The organism is Vicinamibacterales bacterium (assembly GCA_036496585.1).
Classification (GTDB): Bacteria; Acidobacteriota; Vicinamibacteria; order Vicinamibacterales; family 2-12-FULL-66-21; genus JAICSD01.
Genome location: DASXLB010000072.1, coordinates 68,636 through 89,316, shown reverse-complemented (window position 1 = coordinate 89,316; position 20,681 = coordinate 68,636). Strand labels below are relative to the sequence as shown.

At 68.6% G+C, this 20,681-nt stretch carries 19 protein-coding genes and 1 tRNA gene; 16 read left to right on the top strand and 4 right to left on the bottom strand.

Features of this window, described 5'->3' with window-relative positions:
• Positions 1-5: 5 nt before the first annotated feature.
• Entirely contained in the window at positions 6-773 is a 768-nt protein-coding gene (locus tag VGI12_20820; GenBank protein ID HEY2435125.1) for a zf-HC2 domain-containing protein, read from the bottom strand.
• Positions 770-1,384, bottom strand: coding sequence for a sigma-70 family RNA polymerase sigma factor (locus VGI12_20815; GenBank protein ID HEY2435124.1), 615 nt, complete (start codon positions 1,382-1,384; stop codon positions 770-772). The genes VGI12_20820 and VGI12_20815 overlap by 4 nt, the downstream gene beginning before the upstream one ends.
• Before the next feature lie 72 nt (positions 1,385-1,456).
• Here VGI12_20815 and VGI12_20810 point away from each other — a divergent pair, with 72 nt between their 5' ends.
• Positions 1,457-2,842 carry a tetratricopeptide repeat protein gene (locus tag VGI12_20810; protein ID HEY2435123.1) on the top strand — a complete coding sequence of 462 codons (1,386 nt, stop codon included), beginning with the start codon at positions 1,457-1,459 and terminating at the stop codon, positions 2,840-2,842.
• A 26-nt stretch (positions 2,843-2,868) separates the two neighbouring features.
• Here the strand turns inward: VGI12_20810 and VGI12_20805 are convergent, their stop codons facing one another.
• A complete protein-coding gene (locus VGI12_20805) occupies positions 2,869-6,072 on the bottom strand; it encodes a sigma 54-interacting transcriptional regulator (protein ID HEY2435122.1) in 3,204 nt (1,067 codons plus the stop codon).
• 112 nt (positions 6,073-6,184) lie between these two features.
• On the opposite strand from VGI12_20805, the gene aroC reads away from it, so the two are divergent.
• The 10 genes from aroC to VGI12_20755 are packed head-to-tail and all read left to right on the top strand — an operon-like array spanning position 6,185 to position 14,609.
• Positions 6,185-7,390, top strand: coding sequence for a chorismate synthase (aroC, locus tag VGI12_20800; GenBank protein HEY2435121.1), 1,206 nt, complete (start codon positions 6,185-6,187; stop codon positions 7,388-7,390).
• 25 nt (positions 7,391-7,415) lie between these two features.
• The gene (gene def / locus VGI12_20795; protein ID HEY2435120.1) at positions 7,416-7,925 is read left to right on the top strand and encodes a peptide deformylase; all 510 of its coding nucleotides are present in this window, start codon (positions 7,416-7,418) and stop codon (positions 7,923-7,925) included.
• Positions 7,919-8,866 carry a methionyl-tRNA formyltransferase gene (gene fmt, locus VGI12_20790; protein HEY2435119.1) on the top strand — a complete coding sequence of 316 codons (948 nt, stop codon included), beginning with the start codon at positions 7,919-7,921 and terminating at the stop codon, positions 8,864-8,866. Before def ends, fmt begins: the two co-directional genes overlap by 7 nt.
• Before the next feature lie 37 nt (positions 8,867-8,903).
• Entirely contained in the window at positions 8,904-10,241 is a 1,338-nt protein-coding gene (gene rsmB, locus VGI12_20785) for a 16S rRNA (cytosine(967)-C(5))-methyltransferase RsmB (protein ID HEY2435118.1), read from the top strand.
• 40 nt (positions 10,242-10,281) lie between these two features.
• Positions 10,282-11,004 (top strand): PASTA domain-containing protein, encoded by a 723-nt coding sequence (locus VGI12_20780; GenBank protein HEY2435117.1) that lies wholly within the window; start codon positions 10,282-10,284, stop codon positions 11,002-11,004.
• On the top strand, positions 11,001-11,675 hold the full coding sequence (gene rpe / locus VGI12_20775; GenBank protein ID HEY2435116.1) for a ribulose-phosphate 3-epimerase: 675 nt from the start codon (positions 11,001-11,003) through the stop codon (positions 11,673-11,675). The genes VGI12_20780 and rpe overlap by 4 nt, the downstream gene beginning before the upstream one ends.
• Positions 11,676-12,074: a thioesterase family protein gene (locus VGI12_20770; GenBank protein HEY2435115.1), complete on the top strand. Its 399-nt coding sequence runs from the start codon at positions 11,676-11,678 to the stop codon at positions 12,072-12,074. It abuts the gene before it with no gap.
• On the top strand, positions 12,071-13,018 hold the full coding sequence (locus tag VGI12_20765) for an NAD-dependent epimerase/dehydratase family protein (GenBank protein HEY2435114.1): 948 nt from the start codon (positions 12,071-12,073) through the stop codon (positions 13,016-13,018). The genes VGI12_20770 and VGI12_20765 overlap by 4 nt, the downstream gene beginning before the upstream one ends.
• The gene (gene bamD / locus VGI12_20760; GenBank protein HEY2435113.1) at positions 13,015-13,848 is read left to right on the top strand and encodes an outer membrane protein assembly factor BamD; all 834 of its coding nucleotides are present in this window, start codon (positions 13,015-13,017) and stop codon (positions 13,846-13,848) included. The genes VGI12_20765 and bamD overlap by 4 nt, the downstream gene beginning before the upstream one ends.
• Positions 13,845-14,609, top strand: a complete 765-nt coding sequence (locus VGI12_20755) for a hypothetical protein (GenBank protein ID HEY2435112.1) — start codon at positions 13,845-13,847, stop codon at positions 14,607-14,609. Before bamD ends, VGI12_20755 begins: the two co-directional genes overlap by 4 nt.
• Before the next feature lie 22 nt (positions 14,610-14,631).
• On the opposite strand, the gene pgsA is transcribed toward VGI12_20755, so the two are convergent.
• Complete coding sequence (gene pgsA / locus VGI12_20750) at positions 14,632-15,180, bottom strand: CDP-diacylglycerol--glycerol-3-phosphate 3-phosphatidyltransferase (GenBank protein ID HEY2435111.1); 549 nt, start codon at positions 15,178-15,180, stop codon at positions 14,632-14,634.
• 45 nt (positions 15,181-15,225) lie between these two features.
• On the opposite strand from pgsA, the gene VGI12_20745 reads away from it, so the two are divergent.
• The 5 genes from VGI12_20745 to VGI12_20725 all read left to right on the top strand — a co-directional run bounded on the left by VGI12_20745 (position 15,226) and on the right by VGI12_20725 (position 20,268).
• Positions 15,226-16,278, top strand: a complete 1,053-nt coding sequence (locus tag VGI12_20745; GenBank protein ID HEY2435110.1) for an NDP-sugar synthase — start codon at positions 15,226-15,228, stop codon at positions 16,276-16,278.
• Position 16,279: 1 nt separating this feature from the next.
• Positions 16,280-17,638, top strand: coding sequence for a phosphomannomutase/phosphoglucomutase (locus tag VGI12_20740; GenBank protein HEY2435109.1), 1,359 nt, complete (start codon positions 16,280-16,282; stop codon positions 17,636-17,638).
• Between the two features lie 15 nt (positions 17,639-17,653).
• Positions 17,654-17,727: transfer RNA gene (locus tag VGI12_20735), tRNA-Gly, on the top strand.
• A 916-nt stretch (positions 17,728-18,643) separates the two neighbouring features.
• The gene (locus VGI12_20730) at positions 18,644-19,573 is read left to right on the top strand and encodes a hypothetical protein (GenBank protein ID HEY2435108.1); all 930 of its coding nucleotides are present in this window, start codon (positions 18,644-18,646) and stop codon (positions 19,571-19,573) included.
• A 14-nt stretch (positions 19,574-19,587) separates the two neighbouring features.
• Positions 19,588-20,268 carry a Crp/Fnr family transcriptional regulator gene (locus VGI12_20725; protein HEY2435107.1) on the top strand — a complete coding sequence of 227 codons (681 nt, stop codon included), beginning with the start codon at positions 19,588-19,590 and terminating at the stop codon, positions 20,266-20,268.
• Positions 20,269-20,681: the final 413 nt, after the last annotated feature.

Sequence of the window (20,681 nt, the reverse complement as noted above, 5' to 3'; positions counted from 1 at the left end):
CCCGGCTAACTGCCGACTACCCTTGGCCTCGCCGCCACTGGCTTGACCGTCACGTGTTCGACGACCCACACCATGTTGACCGCGAGCCGGTCCGTGCCATAGCGCGCCGGCTCCAGCCGCCCGCGGGAGATCTCGGTGATGAGCGCGGCCACCTGACGGCTCCCCCGGCTTTCACCGAGCGCCTGCATCGCGGCGATGCTGCCGTCGCGCGTGACCACCGCGGCAAACGCCAGTATCTGTTCGGCGCCTTGACCCGATCGCTCGAGCGAGGCGTTGATGCTGCCGTTTTGCGGCACCGAGGGCGCCTGCACCGCCAGCCCGTCGATGCCTGCGGGATTCAGGTCGGACCCCGGCACAGCGGAGACCATCGCGAGCAGCGCGCGCAGCGAGTCGTCGCGTTGCGGCGACGCGAAACGCAGCAGGCCGAGCGCGATCGCTCCCACCAGGAGCGTGCCGGCCGTCGCCGCGAGACCGATCCAGACGAGATGCATGTCGTCGAACATGCGCCGCAGCTGAGCGGCCCACGATTCGCTGGCCTCGGCGCGCATCCGGCTGATCACCCCCGGCGTGAGCCCGCTCCAGTCGTCGGAAGGGCCGGGCGCGGCCGCCAGCCGCAAGGCCGACGAGATGTCGTGATAGGCCTCGAGCTCGCGCTGGCAGCCGCTGCAGCCGTTCACATGCGCCTGAATCGCGATCCGCTCCTGCACGACCAGCTCGTCGTCGTGAAAGGGGGCGAGCCGCCGCCGTACCGCCACGCAGGTCAGGGCGTTCATGCGTCCCTCAACTGCGCCCGCAGCGCCTGACGGGCGCGGGCAAGGCGCGACTTCACGGTGCCGACCGCAATCCCGAGCGAGAACCCGATTTCCTCGTAGCTGAGGCCGTCGATTTCCCGCAGCACGATGGCGGTTTTCTGATCGAACGGAAGACCCTCGAGCGCGACCTGGATCTTTTCAGCCAGCAGCTTCTGGCCGACCAGCCGGTCGGGCCCATGATCGTGCGCCTCGGCCAGCTCCCCATGGTCCTGGATGTGCTGGTCGAGCGAGACCTGCTGCGCCCGGTGGCGCCGCCGCCACCAGCGCTGACGGTTCCTGGCCTGATTGACGACGATGCGGTAGATCCAGGTGCGCAGGCTGGAATGCCCGCGGAAGGTGTGGATGGTCCGGAACACACGCAGGAAGACTTCCTGCGACAGGTCGAGCGCCTCGTTGTGGTCGCCAAGGAGGTTGATCGAGAGCTGGTAGACCATGCGCTGGTGCTGGCTCACGAGCTCGGCGCACGCGTCTTCGTCGCGCGCGGCGCAGCGCTGGACGAGCGGACCCTCATGTCCGCCGACGTCGCTCCAGGTGATGGCTCGAACGGGTTTCACCGACAGCTCACTGCCCATGGTAGCACCTGCTCCCGACACCAACTTGGAACCCGCGGGGCCGAAAAAGTTCCCGCTGGTAACATGGACGCTGTGAAGCGGGTTCTGGCCGGGATCGTGCTGCTGGTCCTCACCGGGGCGGCTGTCTATGGCTACACCGTCAGCGAGCGTGAGCGTCGCTACCGCGACCTGATTGGCGAGGGGGACGCGGCGCTCGCCCGCGACAATACCGCCGCAGCGATTGAAGCCTTCAGCGGGGCCATCACCCTCAAGCCCGATTCGATGCTGGGCTACTTCAAGCGGGGACAGACCTATCACCGGCGCAGTGAACTCAGCGCGGCGCTGCGCGACCTCCACCGCGCCTCGGATATCGACCCGATGGCGACCGGGCCGCTCGAGGAACTGGGCGACGTGCTGCTCGTCGACAGCCCGCATCGCTACTCCGCGGCGGCCGATCACTACGCGGCCTACGTCCGGCTCGACAACCGCGCGCCGCGCGTGCTCTACAAGCTGGCCTTTGCACGCTACAACGACGGCCGCCTCGCCGACGCGATCGACGCCGTGCACGCCTCGCTGGCGCTCGACAACCGATCCGCCGACGCCTACTTTCTGCTCGGCCTGTGCGAGCGCGACGCCCAGCACCCCGAGCCGGCCAGACAGTCGCTCGAGCGAGCGATCCAACTGCAGCCGGCGATGCTGCACGCGCGCGAGCAGCTGGCGGATCTCGACGGCGGCCGCAACACTGAGGCGCGGCTCGCCCAGCTCGAGGCGCTGGCCGCGCTCGACCCGCGTGCGAGCCGTGACATCACCCTCGGCGTCGCCTACCTGCAGGCCGGCCAGCCCGAACGTGCGGTGCTCACGCTGAGCCACGCCGCCGAGCGCTATCGCGACGAACCGGCCATCTACGTGGCGCTGGGCCGCGTCTGGCTCGAGATCGCCCAGGCGCGGCACGATCGCGTGGCGCTCAACAAGGCGCTCGAAGCGCTCGCCGGAGCCGCCGCCAACGACAACAGCAGCGAAGGGCTGACACTGTTCGGCCGGGCCCTGCTGCTCGCCTCCGATGCCGAGGGGGCCGAGCGCATGCTCGAAGACGCCACCGCGAAGCAACCGGTCGACCCGCTGGCGTTCCTCTATCTGGCGGAGGCGGCCGAGCGGCAGAAGCACTACGCCACGGCTCGGCAGGCCCTCCTCGACTACGCGGCGCTGCGCGGCGACGAGCCGGAGGCGCGCCGCCGGAGCGCTGAGGCCGCCCGTGTGGCCGCGCTCTCGCTACAGCTCAACGACCCAACCACCGCCGCGACCTATTTCCTCAGGGCGGCCGAAGACGCCCCCAACGACGCTGGCCTGATTGCCCGCGCGGCCGACGCCCAACTGCGGGCCGGCGATCGCGATACCGCACGGGGCACCGCCGCGCGCGCTCTCGAGAAAGATCCGGCCAATCCGGTGGCGCTCGCCGTGCTGCGCCGCGCCGACCGCTGATCCAGCTGCCTTGCGCACACGCGTCGCTAGGCCTCGAGCCCCAGGCGGATCATGATCTTCACGAGGCGCTGCCGGCTGAGGCCGAGATGCTCGGCGGCCAGCGACCGGCGGCCGCCGGCGCGCGCCAGCGCGGCGCGGATGAACCGGCGTTCGAATTCGGAGCGTGCCTCCTCGTAGTGCGGGCTGGCGCGTGCCGCTTCGTGCGCCACTCGCGACGGCAGTAGCGATACCGGCACGCGGCCGCGCCGCGGCGCGTGCACCGCGAGTGACGCGATGACGTTTTGCAGCTCGCGAACGTTCCCCGGCCAGTCGTAGCGCGCCAGCGCCCCGATCGTGTCGTCGCCGAGCAGCGCGCGGCTGCCGACCCGCCCCGCCGCCTCGTGCCAGATGCGCGCGGCGAGCCACGGGATGTCCTCGACGCGTTCGCGAAGCGGCGGAATCGCGATGCGGATCACGTCGAGACGGAAGCGCAGGTCGACCCGGAACCGCCCGGCCTGCGCTTCCTGCTCGAGCGAACGGTTCGTGGCGGCGACGATCCGGACGTCGACCTGACGTGACAGGTTCTCGCCGACGCGCCGCACTTCCCCTTCCTGCAGCACCCGCAGCAGCTTGGCCTGCGCGCGCGGCGACAGCTCGGCGACCTCGTCGAGGAACAGAGTGCCCTGATCGGCTTCCTCGAAGAGGCCGGCGCGCTCGCTCATCGCGCCGGTGAACGCGCCGCGGGCGTGGCCGAAGAGCTCGGCCTCGAGCAGATCCTCCGTGAGCGCCGCGCAATTGATGGCGCAGAAGCGCCGGGCGCGACGCAGGCTGCGCGCGTGAATCGCCCTGGCGACGAGCTCCTTGCCTGAACCGCTCTCCCCTTCCACCAGCACCGGAAACGGCGCCGAGGCGGCCCGGCTTATCGCCTGCCGGACCCGTTCGGCTCCTTCGCCGCGGCCGAGCAGGTCGTCGGGGAACCGGACGCCCGCCTCGGCCGCCGCGACGGGTTCGACGGCGCGCACGAGCGGCGCGACGGCGACCGCCGTGGCGGCCAGCGTGTCGCGCACCGATTCCCACCCGGGATTCGCGCCGGCGACCCAGCGAACAGCCAGCGTGCCGACGACCGATCCGCCGGCCGCGACCGGGACGACCGCCTCCGGCGTGATGCCGTCGCGCACCACCGCGGCACCGCCGTTGAGTACCGGCTGGGCGAGCGCCGATTCACGCGGCCACGGCCGCCCGCTGCCGCCGACCACCTGGCCGCCCCGCGCCGATCGGATCACCACCGAACACGCCCGCAGGACGCGGAGCGTATCGCGCGCGACGACCTGCAGCGCCGCCGCCTCGTCACCGGCGCCCTGGATGGCATCAATCAGCTCCTGAAAACGGCGAATGAGATCGGCCGCGGCGCGCGGCGCCTCGGATGCCGGTTCGAGCTGCAGCGGCTGCTGCAACGCTCCGCGAATGACGATCGACGCCAGCGCCGGCAGACGGCCGGCGACGCGGAGCAGGCGCTCCCGCGTCCGCTGCGGCGGAGCCATCCCGCAGCGCTGCAGGCAGCCCCACCGTTCGGCCGCCACCTCGAACCGGCGCGCCCGATGGCCGGCACGCTCGGCGGCGCGCACGGCCTCGGCGATGTGACGCCCGACGCCTTCGGCGTCGCGCAGCGCGGCGTGCAAGCCTGCGGCGGCGAGATGGGCGTCGCAGGCGGCGTCCGGCGGCGGGTCCTGACGCGCGACCGCGACCTGCGCCGCGGCGGCCGCTTCCTGCAGCCGGCCGGCCGCCAGTTCGATCCGTGCGAGCAGCGCCGGGTCGGCGTCCCCCAGCACACTCCGGGCGTCGTCGAGCTCGCCGCGCCGCCAGAGCGTCCGCGCCAGCCAGATGCGCGCGGTGCCGCCATGCGGATCGGCCGCCGCCGTCCTGAACGCCGCCTCCGCGTCGGCGAACCTGGCCATCTCGTAGCTGGCGCGGCCGCTGCCGACGAGGACACGCACGACGAGCGCCGGGCCGTGTGCCCAGGCGCGAGCCTGAACCAACGCCCCCAACGCGCGCTGTGGCTGCGCGCGGTCGAGCATCAGGTCGGCGAAGTCGCACGCTGCCGAGGCCGCGGCCTCGAGAGCGCCGCGCGCCGCCAGCGCCGGGGCGCACCGGGCCAACACGCGGGCCGCGCGCGCGTGCCGCCCCCGAGCGGCGAGCACGCGGGCCGATTCGACCGCCCGGTGCAGGCGACCCACGCCGGCCTCGCCGCTCTCGGACGCGGGGGCGGCAGCGGCTGGTGACTCCGTCCCCGCGTCCGCTGCGCCATACTCCGGCGCCGTTTCGTGCACCCATCCCGCACCGCCCGAATCTCCCGCATTCGTCAGCGAGGCCACCGCCGCGCCTGGCCATCCTCCCGATCGCTCGATCGCCGTGCGCAGATCGGCGCTCGTCGGTCCCAACTCCGGGTCGAGAAATATCGCAGCCATCAGGTCGTCCTTCATCATCGGCTCCAGTCGCAGCAACGGGTGGCGCGGTTCATCGCGCCGGCATGCCGCCGGCTCGCGGCGGAATCGGATCCACACATGGCGTCGCGGCCCGGCCGCGGCGGCGGCCGCCATGACGCGCGGCAGGACCGCCTGCGCCGGCAGCCAGTCGAGGACGCACAGGTGCCTGGCGTGGGCGTGCTCCACGAGCCACGCTTCGTCGCCACGTGCATCGAGCACCGCGAAGCCAGCGAGGCGCGCCGCACGGGCCACCAGGACGCGCGCAGTCCGGAGTCCTCCGCCTGGCGGCGCCGTGACGTCGACGGCGAGCGCTCCCGCCGGGCCGTCGGCCTCGAGCACTGTGCGCAACGCGTCGAGTGGCGGCCGGTCGCGCAGCACGACCCCGACCGGCCGCGTGTCCGGCGCCGACGCTTCGACGACCGTCGCGACGTGCCGCGCCGCCATCGACGCGGTCAGCTCGACGCCGGCCGCGCGCAGGAAGCGCACGAGATGAAGCACCGCGCGGGTTCGCGCCATCTCGGTCATGCGCACGGGTTCGACGATCGCATGCGCCTCGAACCAGCGGCGGCGATCGGCGCCGTAGTCGAGCAGCGGGACGAGGAGTGGATGCCGAAGTGCGGCCAGTCGATCGCACACTGCGGTGCGCCGCGCGATGTCCGCGGCCGAGACCGCAACGTCGACCGACATGCGGACGCGATCGTTGGTCGCCAGATCCACGGCTCCGACGCCGTCTGCGAGCGGCAGGAAGCGCTCCGCGACAAGCTGCATGCGAACGCGGCGCGCGTTGCAAGACGCTGACCGTGCGCACGGCGATCGGAGACGGCCTCGCGGTCCGCGGGGCTGCGGGAGCACGCAGAAACTCGTATACAATTTTCGGCGGATGCTGAGGTTTCTCACCGCAGGCGAGTCGCACGGCCGCGCGCTGGTCGTGATCCTCGAAGGGCTTCCTGCCGGCTTGTCCGTCGACGTCGAGGCGATCGCGCGCGAGCTGCGGCGCCGCCAGGGCGGCTACGGCCGCGGCCGCCGCATGGCGATCGAATCCGACCGTGCCGACATCATCTCGGGGGTGCGCGCCGGCGAGACGCTCGGCGGCCCGGTGGCGATGATGATCGAGAACCGCGACTGGCCCAACTGGCAGTACACGATGCGCGCCACCGCAGAGGCCTCGGCCGATGCCGGCGGCGCGCGCCGCGGACCGGTGACGCGGCCGCGACCTGGCCACGCCGATCTGGCCGGCGGCGTCAAGTACGAGCGCGACGATCTCCGCGACATCCTCGAGCGCGCCAGCGCGCGTGAGACAGCCGCCAGGGTCGCGGCCGGCGCGCTGGCGCGCCAGTTACTGCGGCACGCCGGTATCCGGCTGACCAGCCATGTCTTCTCGATCGGCAGCCTCAGCCTGCCGAACCCGGAGCGCATCGATTTCGAGCGCGCCGCGGCGCTGCCAGAAGATGCGCCGCTGCGGGTCGCAGATTCTGAGCTCGAGGCGCGGATGATCGCGGAAATCGATCGCGCGCGCGAGGCCGGCGACACGCTCGGCGGCGCGTTCGAGGTCATCGCGACGGGCGTCCCGGTCGGTCTCGGCAGCCACGTACAATGGGATCGCAAGCTGGATGGGCGCCTCGCGCAGGCGCTGATGTCGATCCCGGCGATCAAGGCCGTCGGCATTGGCATCGGACCGGAAGCAGCTACCCGTCCTGGGTCCCGAGTGCACGACGAAATCCTGCCTGGTGGTGAGGGACGTGCGACCGGGCTCGCGCGTCCGACCAACAACGCGGGCGGACTCGAAGGGGGCGTCACCAATGGCGAGGACCTCCGCGCCTCCGCCTACATGAAGCCGATCTCGACGCTGATGAAGCCGCTGCGCTCGGTCGATCTCGCGACCATGACCGAATCGCCGGCCGCTATTGAGCGAAGCGACGTCTGCGCCGTTCCGGCGGCCGCCGTCGTCGGGGAAGCGATGACCGCGCTCGTGCTCGCCGATGCCCTCCTGGAACGATTCGGCGGCGACTCGGTCGCCGCCCTCGATCGTGCGATGGCCGCGTCCGACGCCGCCATCCGGTCGCGGTTCTCGAACACCCGCGCGTGATGGAACCGGCCGCGTACACGCGAGGATGATCCGGCCCATTCTCCGCTACGGCGAACTCGGCCTGCACGAACGCGCCGTCGACGTCACGGCGTTCGACGCCAGCCTGCACCAGCTCGTCGACGACATGACCGAGACCATGTACGCGGCTCCCGGCATCGGTCTTGCGGCGACCCAGATCGGCGTGCCGCTGCGCGTCTTCGTCATCGATCTGTCGGTGGGCCGCACCACCGGTGAGCTGATCGTGATGGTGAACCCGGCATTCGTCGAGCGCGATGGAACACAGCTCGAAGACGAAGGTTGCCTCAGCGCGCCGGGCTTCAACGCCACAGTGGTCCGGCCGCGGCGCGTGGTGATCAAAGGATTGACCCGTGACGGGATCGAGCGCACGATCGAAGGCACAGACCTGCTCGCGCGGGCGTTCCAGCACGAGATGGATCACCTCGACGGCACTGTCTTCATCGATCGCCTGCGCGGCATCAAGCGGGAGATCATCGTCCGCAAGATCCAGAAGCTGAAGAAATCGGGCAAATGGTGAGTCTGCGCATCGTTTTTCTTGGGACGCCTGCCTTCGCGGTCCCGTCGCTCGAGGTCCTGCTCGGCTCACGACATCAGGTGGTGGCGGTCGTGTCGCAGCCCGACCGCCCGCGCGGCCGCGGCCAGCACGTGCAGGCGACGCCGACGAAGCAGATCGCGTCGGCGCACGGTGTCCCGGTTCTGCAGCCGGCGAAAATCAAGGACGAGTCCTTCCAGCAGACGCTCCGTGAGCTGCAGCCGGATCTCGGCGTGGTCGTCGCGTTCGGGCGCATCCTCCCCGACAGCCTGCTCGCGATCCCGCGCCTCGGCATGATCAACGTCCACGCCTCGCTGCTGCCGCGCTACCGCGGGGCGGCGCCGATCCAGCGCGCCGTGCTGTCGGGCGACGCCGAAACCGGGGTGACGATCATGCGCGTGGCCAGCGAGCTCGACGCCGGCCCGACCTTCTCGATGGCGGCGGCGCCGATTCCCCCCGACGCCACCAGCGGCGATATGGAGACGGTGCTCGCACGGCTCGGCGCCGAGCAACTCCTCCCGATCGTCGACGCGCTGGCCGACGCACGCGCCACCGAGACGCCGCAGGATCATGCCGCCGCAACCCATGCGGCCAAGATCACGAAGGGCGAAGGCGCCGTCGACTGGGGGGCGGCGGCCCCCTCGATCCACGACCTCGCTCGCGGTCTGCAGCCATGGCCGCTCGCGTCGACGACGCTCGACGGCGCGCGTGTCGTGCTGCGGCGTACCGCCGCCGTGGGGCTCGACACCCACGACGCCCTGCCGGGCACGATCGTCCGCGCCCACGGAGACGAGCTAACCGTCGCCTGCGGCGGCGGGACGGCGCTCCAGATTCTAGAGATCCAGCCGGAGGGCCGGCGGACGCAGACTGCCCGCGAGTTCCTGGCCGGCCGGCACAGCCTCGAAGGCGCGCGGCTGGGAACGTGACGGCGCGCGTCGGACGCGCGTTGCCCGCGGAGCTTCCATGATTGCGCCCGCCCGGATCGCCGCCTACGAAACGCTGTTGGCGGTGGCGCAGGGACGCAGCGATCTGCCATCGGCGCTCGCACGGACTCGCGCCGTCCTCGACGACGAGCGCGATCGGGCGCTGGCCGGCGAGATCGCGACGGGCGCGATCCGCTGGCAGGGCGCCGCTGACCACATCGTGACGGCATTCTCCGGGCGTGGGGCGTCGAAGCTCGATCCTGAAATCGTCGCGATTCTGCGAATCAGCATCTTCCAGCTGCTGCACCTGGACCGCGTGCCTGCCTCCGCCGTGGTCGACGACGCGGTTGATCTGGCCCGCCGCGCCGGAAAGCGGAGTGCGTCCGGGTTCGTCAACGCGCTCCTGCGCCGGGTGTCGCGCGAGAAGACGCGCCTGCCGCTGCCGTCGACGCCGCCGCTCGACCTCCTCTCGATCACGCTGTCGCATCCGCGCTGGCTGGCGGCGAGGTGGATCGCCCGGCACGGTGCCGAGGCTGCCGAGCGATGGGCCAATTTCAACAACACGCCGGCGCCGCTCATCCTGCGCGCAAACAGGCTGGTGACGACCGCCGACGCGCTGGCGCGCGCGCTCTCGGCCGAGGGCGTGACCGTCGAGCCTGCGCGCCTGGCCGCCGACGCGCTCGTCGTGACCGGCGGAAACCCGCTCCTCACGCCGCTCGCCGGAACCGGCGCGTTCGTCATCCAGGACGAGGCGTCGCAGCTCGTCGGGATGTACGCAAGCGCGCAGCCGGGTGAGCGCATTCTCGACGCCTGCGCATCGCCTGGCGGCAAGACCACGCTCATGGCGGCGGCGATGCAGGACATCGGCGTCCTGGTTGCGGCGGACGTGCGCGGAAAGCGTCTGGCCCTGCTCCGCCGCACGGTTGCCGCGTCCGGCGCCCGGTCGATCCGTCTCGTGCAGGCGGACGCGCGCGCGAGCGCCCCGTACCGCGCACAATTCGATGCCGTGCTGCTCGACGCCCCCTGCTCCGGTCTCGGCACGATCCGGCGGGATCCCGACGTGCGGTGGCGTAGGACGGAAGCGGACCTGCCCGGGCTCGCAGCGGCTCAGCGGGAGATGCTCGACGAACTCGCCACGCGCGTCCGGCCGGGCGGCCGCCTGATCTATTCGACGTGCTCCGGCGAACCGGACGAGAACGAAGACGTCGTCGGGGCGTTCCTCGCGGCGCACGCCGAGTTCGTCCGCGTGACGCCCGCGGCGTTCGCCGCGCGTAGCGATCTCGCTGCACTGCTCGACGCCGATGGGACGCTGAGAACACTGCCCTTTCGCGACAGCCTCGAGGCGTTTTATGCCGTCAACCTGGTCCGGCAGCGATGAGCCGCGGGACGGGTGGCGTCGATGCTAAACTATTGAGTTCATGGCGTTATCGACGCGCGTCTGGGGCGCCGGGAAGCGGGTGCTTCTGGCCGGCGCGCTGGTGCTCACCTATTTCGTGTTCGCTGCCGGTGCGATGCGGTTCGCGCTGAGAACGCGCGATGTCGTGGTTCCTGCCGTTGGCGGCACGACCGTCAACCAGGCCAACGCCATCCTGGCCGCTTCGGGCCTCAACCTGCGGGTTGAAGAAGCGCGGCGATCTGACACGGCGGTGCCGGCAGGACAAATCGTGAGCCAGGACCCGCAGGCTGGCGTGAAGACGCGGCGCGAGCGGAGCGTGAAGGTGTGGGTCAGCGCGGGCGCGCGGGCCGCCTCGGTTCCATCGCTGCTCGGCGAGTCCGAGCGGGCCGCTGAGATGCGAGTGCGACAGGAAGGGCTCCAGGTCGCGTCGATCGCCGAAGTGCGCTCGGACGACTACACGGCCGACACGATCATCGCGCAGAATCCGCCCGCCAAGACGAGCGGCGCCCGTGTCACGCTGCTGCTCAACCGCCGCGAGAACAGCGGCACCTACGTCATGCCGGATCTGATCGGCGTCAACGGCGACCGCGCCGCCGACGTGTTGCGCACGCGCGGCTTCCGGGTGTCGGTGGTCGGCGATCATCCCTACCCCGGCGTCCCCTCCGGCATCGTCCTGCGGCAGAGCCCGCAGGGGGGCTTTCAGATCGGCGTCAGCGATCCGATTTCGCTGGAGGTGAGCCGGTGAGCCGCCGCATCGTCATCGCGCCGTCGCTGCTCTCGGCCGATTTCGCGGCGCTCGGCGAGGCGGTGCGCGTCGCGCAGGACGCCGGCGCCGATTGCCTTCACTACGACGTGATGGACGGACACTTCGTACCGAACATCACGATGGGTCCGGCGATTCTCAGGTCGCTGACGCGCATAGCCAGGGTTCCCTTCGACGTGCACCTGATGGTCGAGGCGCCGGATCGCTACATCGAGGCGTTCGCGGCCGCGGGCGCGGCGAGCATTGCGGTGCATGCCGAAGCCGCCGTGCATCTGCACCGTACGATTCAGGCGATCAAGGCTGCGGGGGCGAAAGCGGGCGTCGCGCTGAATCCGGCCACGCCGCCTGGAGCGCTCGAGGAGATCGCCGCCGACCTCGATTACGTGCTGGTGATGACGGTCAATCCCGGTTTCGGCGGGCAGACTTTTATTCCGCGATCGGAGTCTAAGATCCGGGCCGTACGGGAGCTCCTGCAGCGGAGTGGCAGCTCGGCTCCGATTGCCGTGGATGGGGGCATCGACGTGCACACCGCTCCGCGGGTGGTCGCGGCCGGCGCCGACGTCCTGGTGGCCGGCAGCGCCGTATTCGGCAACGCCGATCCCGCGCGCGCCATCCGCGAGTTGCGCGAGGCGGCGACGGCCGCCGTCTGCTGAATGCCGCCGCGATCGGTCTCGACGCTCCGCGTCCGCTACGCCGAAACCGATAAAATGGGAGTCGTCTATTACGCGAACTATCTGGTCTGGTTCGAAGTCGGCCGCGCCGATCTGCTGCGCTCGCTCGGCTGGACCTACCGCGAAATGGAAGCGGCGGGCATCTCGCTGCCGGTGATCGAGGCGCACTGCACGTATCAGCGTCCGTCCCGCTACGACGATGCCATCGAGATTCGGACGGAGGGGCGGATGCTGTCGCCGGTGCGGATGGAGTTTACCTACGACGTGTTGAAAGCCGAAGACGGAAGCGTCGCCGCCCAGGGCCGGACCGTTCACGCCGCCCTCGATCCGCAAGGCCGGCCGTGCCGGCTGCCGGCGCGCGTTCGCGAGGCGTTCGCATGAAGGCACTCGTGACCGGCGCCGCCGGCTTCATCGGGTCGCATCTCACGGCGGCCCTCCTCGACCGGGGCGCGACCGTCGTCGGGCTCGACTGCTTCACCAGCTACTATCCGCGCGCGGACAAGGAAAGAAATCTCCAGGAGAACCGCCTCCGGGAAGGCTTCCGTTTCGCGGAGACGTCTGTCGAATCAGCGGACCTGCCGGCGCTCCTCGACGGCGTCACGCACGTGTTCCATCTCGCGGCGCAGGCCGGCGTCCGCAAGAGCTGGGGCAGCGATTTCAAGACGTATACGGTGAACAACATCGACGCGACGCAGCTGCTCCTGGAGGCGTGCGTCGGCCGCCCGCTGGTTCGCTTCGTCTACGCGTCGAGCTCGTCGGTTTACGGCGACCGCGCGCCGATCCCGATGCGCGAGGACGCGCTGCCCCAACCGGTTTCTCCCTACGGCGTCACGAAACTGGCCGCGGAACAGCTCGGCTACCTCTATCATGTGAACTACGGACTGCCGGTCGTCGCGATGCGATATTTCACGGTCTACGGACCGCGGCAACGACCCGACATGGCCTTCCACCGCTTCATCCGCGCGGCTCTTCGCGACGAGCCCATCACGCTCTACGGCGACGGCCAACAGACCCGCGACTTCACGTTCGTGGCCGATGCCGTCGCCGGCACCATCGCGGCCGGCGAGCGCGGCGTCAACGGCCGGTCCTACAACCTCGGCGGCGGCTCGCGCGTGTCGATGAACGACGTCATCCGGATCGTCGAGCGTCTGGCCGGGCATCCGCTGACCATCGCGCGTGAGCCCGCCCAGAAAGGCGACATGCGCGACACCTATGCCGACGCGTCGCTGGCTCGCCGGGATCTCGCGTTCGAGCCGAGCGTGTCGCTGGAAGAAGGGATCGAAGCCGAATACCGGTGGCTGGCAACGCTGCCGGTGCCCGCATGAACCACATGAAGACGATGTCGACGTTTGCGGCCCTGGCGGTCGTGGCCGTCCTGCTGGGCGCCTGCGCCAGCGGCGGCCCGAAGAAACCACCGGCCGGCACTCCCGAACCGGACAAGTTCCTCTTCGACCGCGGCAACGAAAACCTGGCGAAACGGCGTTGGGCAGTGGCGCGCGAGTACTATCGGCAGCTCGTCGACAGCTACCCGCAGAGCCCGTATCGGGCCGACGCGAAGCTCGGAGTCGGCGACACCTACATGGGCGAAAAGACCGCCGAGCAGTACGTGTTGGCGATCAACGAGTTCCACGAGTTCCTGAATTTCTACCCGACCAGCAAGCGCGCCCACTATGCGCAGTTCCGTCTGGCGATGGCGCACTTCTCCCAGTTGAAGTCGCCGATGCGCGACCAGACCGAGACGCGCGACGCGATCAGGGAGCTGCAGGTCTACGTCACGCGCTATCCCGACCAGCCGCTGCTCGCCGAGGCACGGCAGCACCTGCGCGAAGCCAAGGATCGCCTCGACGAGTGGGACGTCGGCGTGGCCGACCACTATTTCCGGATCAGGTGGTATCCGGGCGCCGTCGGCCGCCTGGTGCCGATGCTCAAGAGCGATCCGGAGTACACCGGGCGCGACAGGGCGTACTACATGCTTGCCGCGTCGTACGAGAAGCTGAATCGCCCGGCCGAGGCGCTGCCCTACTACGAACGCCTGGTGAAGGAGTTCGAGGAGAGCGAGTATCTCGAGCTGGCGAAGAAGCGGATTACCGACATCAAATCGACGCTGCCGGCGGCCGGCGTGAAGGATGCCGCCAAAGGAGCGCTGCCACAATGATGACGCTCTCGATCGCCTGGATAGTGCCGGCGCTGACCCTGGTCGCGCAGCAGCCGATCGCATCCCCGCCCGTCGCCGAGCAGGCGGCGATCGCCGGCGGCCAGAACATCCTCGAGGAAATCGCCTGCGCGCCGACCAGCGTCGACGCGCCTGCGGTCGCGCCGCTGCACGTGTCTGGCGGTTACGTGCACGGCCGCTTGATGTTCGGCCCTGGCGAGCCGCTGATCGTCCACGGCGGTTCGAAGCAGGGGGTGCAGACGGGCCAGGTGTACTACGTACGCCGCTACGTGCACGACTGGTTCGGCGCAGTCTCGCCCGATGCCGAGCCGGTCGGCGTGCACACCGCGGGCTGGGTCACCATCGTCGACGTCAAGGACGACATGGCGGTTGCGCAGGTGACGCACGCCTGCGACGGCGTGATCGACGGCGATTTCCTCGAGCCCTACGCGGATCCGGTCGTGCCGACGGCGGTGCCCGGCGTCGCGCCGGACTACACCAATCCGGCGCGCATCTTCATGGGGGACGACAAGCTGCAGACCGGCGCGGCGGGCACGCTGATGCTGATCAACCGCGGCACCGATCAGGGGGTGCGCGCCGGACAGTCGCTGACAATCTTCCGCGAGACCCTCGAGGGCACCGGGCCGGTGTTCGACGTCGGTCGCGGCACGGTTCTCCTGGTGCGGCCGAAAACGTCGTTGATCCGCGTCGATGCGTCGCGCGACGCCGTCTACCTGGGCGACATGGCGGCCCTCCACCGCTGAGCGTCGGGCGCGCCGCCGACGCTCAGCCCAGACGGACGAACTTCCGATAGTAGTCGACGCCCGAGATCGTCGCGGTGACGAGCGCCACCCAGAGCGCAACCGTGCCGACCACGTAGAACTGCTGCAGGTGATCCTGGCTCAAGATCAGTGCGAGGATGGCGATCACTTCGGACAGCATCTTCAGCTTCCCCATCGGCGAGGCGGCAATGACCACTCCCTTGCCGTGCGCGATGCCGCGGAGCACGGTGACGGCGAGCTCCCGCCCGAGAATCACCGCGACCATCCAGGCCGGCGCCAGATCGAGCTGGACCAGCGAGACGAGGGCTGCCGTGATCAGCAGCTTGTCGGCGAAGGGGTCCATCAACTGACCAAGGGTCGTGACTTGCTTGCGCCGGCGTGCCAGGTAGCCGTCGAGCACGTCGGTGAGCGCGGCGATCCCGAAGATCGCGGCGCCGACCAGTTCCTTCCGCATGCCGAGGATCACGCGTCCCTCGAACTTGGTGAGCAGCACGACGACGAGCAGGGGAACCAGAAAGATCCTGCCGACGGTCAGTGCGTTCGGAAGGTTCATTCTCTTTGGCGCGATTCTATCAAAAGCATAAAATAGGAGATTGTCATGAAGGCCATCCTTCTCGCCGGCGGCAAGGGGACGCGGCTGCGGCCGCTGACCGTGCACACGCCGAAGCCGATCGTGCCGATCCTCAATCGGCCGTTTCTCTACTATCAGATCGACCGGCTGAAGCAGATTCCCGAGATCGACGAGGTGATCCTCAGTCTCAATTACCAGCCGCGACGGATCGAGGAGATCTTCGGCGAGGGGGAGGATCTCGGCATCAGGATCCGCTACGTGGTCGAGCCGCAGCCGCTCGGCACCGGCGGTGCGATCCGCTACGCAGGGGACTCGCTGACCGAATCGGTCGTCGTGTTCAACGGCGACGTGCTGACCGATGTCGATCTCGCGGCGGTCTTGCGGCTGCACCGTGAGCGCGGCGCCAAGGCGACTGTCGTGCTGACGCCGGTCGACAATCCGCGCGCCTACGGGCTCGTCGAGACCGACCCGGACGGCAACGTCAGCCGGTTTCTCGAAAAGCCCGGCGAAGACGAGATCACCTGCAACACCATCAACGCCGGCATCTACGTGCTGGAGCCCGACACGTTCGATCGCATCCCCAAGGACACCGCCTGGTCGATCGAGCGCAGCTACTTTCCGTCGCTGGTCGAACGCGGCGAGACGTTCGTGGCCTACGTCCACGGCGGCTACTGGATCGACATCGGGACGCCGGCCAAGTACCTGCAGGTGCACCGCGACATCATGGACGGACACTATGCCGCGCCGCCCTTCAACGGCGTCCCGTCGGCGTGGGTGTCGCCGGACGCGCGGGTCGATCCGGGCGCCGAGATCCACTCGCCGTGTTTCATCGATGAAGGTTCGGTGATCAAGGCTGGCGCGAAGATCCTGCCCTACTCGGTGATCGGGCGGCAGACCCACATCGAGGAAGGGGCGATCGTCGACGGCGCCATCGTCTGGCCCAACGGCTGGATCGGCGCCGAGGCGGCGCTGCACGGCGCGATTCTCGGACGCAACGTTCATATCGGCAGAAACGCCATCCTCCGCTCGCCGGCCGTGCTCGGCGACAAGACGGTCATCACGGATTTTTCACACTTCTGATATGTCCATCAATCCCAACATCTTCAAGGCCTACGACGTCCGCGGTCTCTATCCGCAGGAGGTCAACGAGGACGCGGCGCGGCTCATCGGCCGCGGCTTCGTCGCCTACCTGCACGCCAAGCGGATCGCCGTCTCGAGAGACATGCGCTTGTCGTCGCCATCGATAGCGGCCGCCTTCATCGAAGGGGCGCGGCAGCAGGGAGCCGACGTGGTCGATTACGGCATGATGGGGACCGACATGCTGTACTTCGCCGTCGCCCGCGACGGGCACGACGGCGGTGTGCAGATCACGGCGTCGCACAATCCCAAGGAGTACAACGGCATCAAGATGGTCCGCCGGGACGCGTTTCCGCTCTCCGGCGAGTCAGGCATCGACGACATCCGCGACATGATCGCGGCCAATCAGCTGCCGCCGCCGGCGCCCGAGCCGGGCTCGCTGAGCACGGCCAGCGTCGTCGACGACTACGTGAAGCACGTGCTGTCGTTCGTCGATCTGTCGATCATTAGGCCGTTCAAGGTCGTGCTCGACGCCGGCAGCGGAATCGCCGGCATGATGGCGCCGCTCATCTTTGCGCACATCCCGACGAAGACGCTGACGACCCTCTGCTTCGAGGTGGACGGTACGTTTCCGAACCACGAGGCCAACCCGCTCATCGAGGAAAACCGCCGCGACATCACCGCGCGCGTGATCGCCGAGAAGGCCGACATCGGCATCGCCTGGGACGGCGACGCCGATCGCTGCTTCTTCATCGACGGCGCCGGCCAGTTCGTCGCAGGGGATTTCATCACGGCGCTGCTCGCCGAGGCCTTCCTCATCAAGCATCCAGGCGCGAAGATCGTCTATGACGTGCGGGCCAGTTACGCGGTCAAGGACACTGCGGCGCGCTACGGCAGCGAGGCGCTGATGAATCGCGTCGGGCACGCCTTCTTCAAGCGACGCATGCGCGAAGACAACGCGATCTTCGGCGGCGAGGTCACCGGCCACTACTATTTCCGCGACAACTTCTACGCCGACAACGGCTTCATTCCGGCGCTGCTCATCCTCGAGCTGATGTCGCGCAAGGGGCAGACGCTCCGCGAGCTGCTCGCGCCGCTGCGCGAGAAGTATTTCATTTCCGGCGAGATCAACACGCGCGTCTCCGACGTCAAGAAGGCGCAGGAGAAGATCGACGGTTTGGCTGCAAAGTATCAGGCGGGCAAGGTGTACTCGATGGACGGCATCTCGGCCGAGTTCCCCGACTGGCATTTCAACGTGCGCGGATCCAACACCGAGCCGATGCTCAGACTGAACCTGGAAGCCACCAGCGAGGAGCTCATGCGGGCGAAGCGCGACGAGGTGCTCGCCTATATCAGATCCTGATAAGATCGGCCGGACGCGGGCTTAGCATAGTGGTAATGCCCTGGCTTCCCAAGCCAGATAGACGGGTTCGATCCCCGTAGCCCGCTCCACACCCCATGCGACACCAGTCTACGTCGCTGTTTTCTGCGCGCCCTGAGGACGATAGCGCTCTTGCTTGCCTTGCTCGAGGCCGTGCCTGAGTAGCATTTGCGTCTCCCCATTCGATCACCGCGATCCTAGACATCACCCGAGACAGATCCGCGCGTGCCCTTCGCGTAACGCTCGATCAATTCGAGCGATGAGCGTGAGACGTGCGAGCCATCCAGGACGCGCGAGAACGCACAAAGAGCGATAACAGCCACGTCGTCGGCCACTTGCGCCGCTGTTCAAATCAGGACAGACCGGCCGGCAACGGCGCCGGTATACTGCCGTATGAGCATCGATGATGACGAGGGCACCGGGCGGCAGGCGCAGGTTGACCGAATGATCAACGAGTTTCGCGAAGCGCAGTCGCGACGCGCCGCGAAACCGAACGACAAAGTCGCTAGATCGAAGCCCGATGCCGACCCGAGAGCGCCGCTCGCCGGTTCGGTCGTCTCACAGGAGACGGCGCTTCGCCCTGTTTGAGGATCCTCACCGCCAGCTCTAAGCGGAGCGGCCGTACACCATGGGCCGGTTGCAGCGGTCGCTTGGGGTGAGGTGGACATCGGTCGCGGCCTATCAACGCTGCGAATCGTGCCCTTCTCCGAACCGCTGTTCCGCCATCCATTGATGGCTGACGGTTCCGAGGTCGACAACGTGACGGCGCCGCAGCCGCGACGTCGCGAACATGACGATGGCACCCGCAATGAAGACAGCGAGAACGATCCAGGTGGGATTCACGACCGACGCTCCGTCCCAGCGAACTGACGATTCATCGCGTTCAGTCTAGGCAATCCGTACCACGCGGACTGTCCCAGACTGAACACATCGATGGACGTGTGCTGTCTGGACAGCGGCGCGGCCAGCATCCTGGTAACCTGTCATATGAACATCCCCCGCGCGGTCGCCACACGATCGATCGCGGGTTCGGTTGTTGTGATCGTCCTCGTGTTCGGTCTGCAAGCAGTCACTTCGCAGGCAAACCCCACGCTCGAAAGCGCCCAGCGACATTTCTACAACGGCAACTACGACCTGGCGGCCGCGGTGACTCAGCGGCTGTGTGAGGCTCGCCCTGACGACCTCGACGCTTGCGAGCTGCGTACAGCCAGCCTGCTCTTTCAGATCAAAAAGGCGCTCAGAGAAACGGGAGCACGCGACAAGACGACGGCATGGAACGCCTGCGCCGCCTGTCCGGCGCTCATGTCTACGTTCCTGGCGGAGACAGGCCGTGGCCAGACCCTTGCGCGAGCCAGGCTGAAGATCCACCCCGATGACGAAGAGACCTTGTTCTTCCTCGGAAAGGTGGACCTCAATGACGTGTGGCTGCAGTTGGGCACACTCGGTCGCAAGACCGGGTGGGACGAGTACTGGGAGGCCCGCCGATCTCTCGACCACGCACTGCGCCTGAACCCGGCGCATGTTCGCGCCCGCGTCGCGCGGGCGTGGGTCGATTACATCGTCGGCACATCGGTTCCCCGCGGTGTGCGCTGGCTCCTCGGCGGTGGTAACAAGGAACGTGGGCTCCGCGCCGTCCGCGAGGTGGTCACACGTGGCGGCGGCGACTTCTTCGTTCGGACTGAAGCGACGTTCGCCCTCTGGGACATGCAGGTGCGTGAACACGAAGTCTCCGGAGCCGTTGCCACCGCGCGGACGCTCGCGCTCGACTTTCCCGACAACGCCGAGCTGCGAAAGTTCCTCACTGACCACGATCGAACCACGGGGATGACCATCTCAGCCGCGCCGCGCCGCGTCATAGCCGCTGTCGCGTCCGATCCGGGATCAGATGCGGGACTGGCCGCGCGCCGCGTGCGATAATCCGCCTGATTCCGATGGCCAGAGCGAACAGGCGGCGCGTTCCGTCGCGGGCGCAACAACCAGCGTTCGATCCTGAAGCCTTTCTCGAGGCCACAGAGACGGCACGGCGCGTCGTGACGTATCCCAAGGGGAAGACCGTCTTCGCGCAGGGTCAACCGAGCGATGCCGTCATGTACATCCAGAAGGGCAGCATCAAGATCTCCGTGCTGTCCCGGACCGGCAAAGAAGCCGTGGTGGCGATGCTCGGCCCCGGCGATTTCTTAGGGGAGGGGGCGCTCGCCGGTCAATCCATTCGGCTCGGAACGGCAACCGCGACAGCGCCGACGACCGTGCTCATCATTGACACGGCCGCGATGCTTCGCCTCCTGCGCATCGAGCCGGCCTTCTCAGAGCGCTTCATCTCGTACATGCTCGCGAGGAACCTCCGCATCGAGGCGGACCTCGTCGATCATCTGTTCAACTCGAGCGAAAAGCGGCTGGCGCGGGCGCTATTGCTGCTGGCACGCTACGGCGATCAGGCGGGTTCGGAGCGCCGGATCCCGAAGATCTCCCAGGAAACCCTGGCGGAGATGGTCGGGACGACCCGTTCACGCGTCAACTTCTTCATGAACAAATTCAGGGACCTGGGATTCATCGAGTACAACGGCGATCTGAAGATCAACACATCGCTTCTCAACGTCGTCCTGCACGAGTAGTCGGTTCGCGCTCGGAGTCCGGCTCGGAGTGGCTGGCCCACTGGCGGATCACCGTTCGCAACTCGTCCGCCTGTTCTTGCAGTTGGCGCATCCGCTTCGCCTCCACGGCCAAATCGCGACAGAGTTCCGCAATCTGGCCCTCGACGGCGTTCGGAAATGGGACGGGCCGCTGCACCTGTCTTCGCCGCGCACCGCCTACGACTCCGGACTTCGGCATCGCATCCCCTCTCAGGTCCCGTATCCTGACAGCCTGCACAGACCGCTTGAGACGAGCCGACCGGACCTGCTCACATCTACGTCGTCGTTTGCTGTGCCCGCTTCGCTTCCGACCTATGAAAGGGTGAATAGGTGCGCTGGACCTTCGCTTCGAGCACGGCACGGGCGGCTGCTGGAGCCGCAGCAATCCGCGCGCG

What these genes read in the sequence shown, in the direction of transcription:
- bamD (HEY2435113.1), top strand. Translation starts at nt 13,015, where the DNA reads ATGAACCACATGAAGACGATGTCGACGTTTGCGGCCCTGGCGGTCGTG.
- VGI12_20740 (HEY2435109.1), top strand. Translation starts at nt 16,280, where the DNA reads ATGTCCATCAATCCCAACATCTTCAAGGCCTACGACGTCCGCGGTCTC.
- VGI12_20725 (HEY2435107.1), top strand. Translation starts at nt 19,588, where the DNA reads ATGGCCAGAGCGAACAGGCGGCGCGTTCCGTCGCGGGCGCAACAACCA.
- aroC (HEY2435121.1), top strand. Translation starts at nt 6,185, where the DNA reads ATGCTGAGGTTTCTCACCGCAGGCGAGTCGCACGGCCGCGCGCTGGTC.
- VGI12_20765 (HEY2435114.1), top strand. Translation starts at nt 12,071, where the DNA reads ATGAAGGCACTCGTGACCGGCGCCGCCGGCTTCATCGGGTCGCATCTC.
- fmt (HEY2435119.1), top strand. Translation starts at nt 7,919, where the DNA reads ATGGTGAGTCTGCGCATCGTTTTTCTTGGGACGCCTGCCTTCGCGGTC.
- VGI12_20755 (HEY2435112.1), top strand. Translation starts at nt 13,845, where the DNA reads ATGATGACGCTCTCGATCGCCTGGATAGTGCCGGCGCTGACCCTGGTC.
- VGI12_20730 (HEY2435108.1), top strand. Translation starts at nt 18,644, where the DNA reads ATGAACATCCCCCGCGCGGTCGCCACACGATCGATCGCGGGTTCGGTT.
- VGI12_20805 (HEY2435122.1), bottom strand. Translation starts at nt 6,072, where the DNA reads ATGCAGCTTGTCGCGGAGCGCTTCCTGCCGCTCGCAGACGGCGTCGGA.
- pgsA (HEY2435111.1), bottom strand. Translation starts at nt 15,180, where the DNA reads ATGAACCTTCCGAACGCACTGACCGTCGGCAGGATCTTTCTGGTTCCC.
- VGI12_20780 (HEY2435117.1), top strand. Translation starts at nt 10,282, where the DNA reads ATGGCGTTATCGACGCGCGTCTGGGGCGCCGGGAAGCGGGTGCTTCTG.
- rsmB (HEY2435118.1), top strand. Translation starts at nt 8,904, where the DNA reads ATGATTGCGCCCGCCCGGATCGCCGCCTACGAAACGCTGTTGGCGGTG.
- VGI12_20745 (HEY2435110.1), top strand. Translation starts at nt 15,226, where the DNA reads ATGAAGGCCATCCTTCTCGCCGGCGGCAAGGGGACGCGGCTGCGGCCG.
- VGI12_20815 (HEY2435124.1), bottom strand. Translation starts at nt 1,384, where the DNA reads ATGGGCAGTGAGCTGTCGGTGAAACCCGTTCGAGCCATCACCTGGAGC.
- VGI12_20770 (HEY2435115.1), top strand. Translation starts at nt 11,676, where the DNA reads ATGCCGCCGCGATCGGTCTCGACGCTCCGCGTCCGCTACGCCGAAACC.
- def (HEY2435120.1), top strand. Translation starts at nt 7,416, where the DNA reads ATGATCCGGCCCATTCTCCGCTACGGCGAACTCGGCCTGCACGAACGC.
- VGI12_20820 (HEY2435125.1), bottom strand. Translation starts at nt 773, where the DNA reads ATGAACGCCCTGACCTGCGTGGCGGTACGGCGGCGGCTCGCCCCCTTT.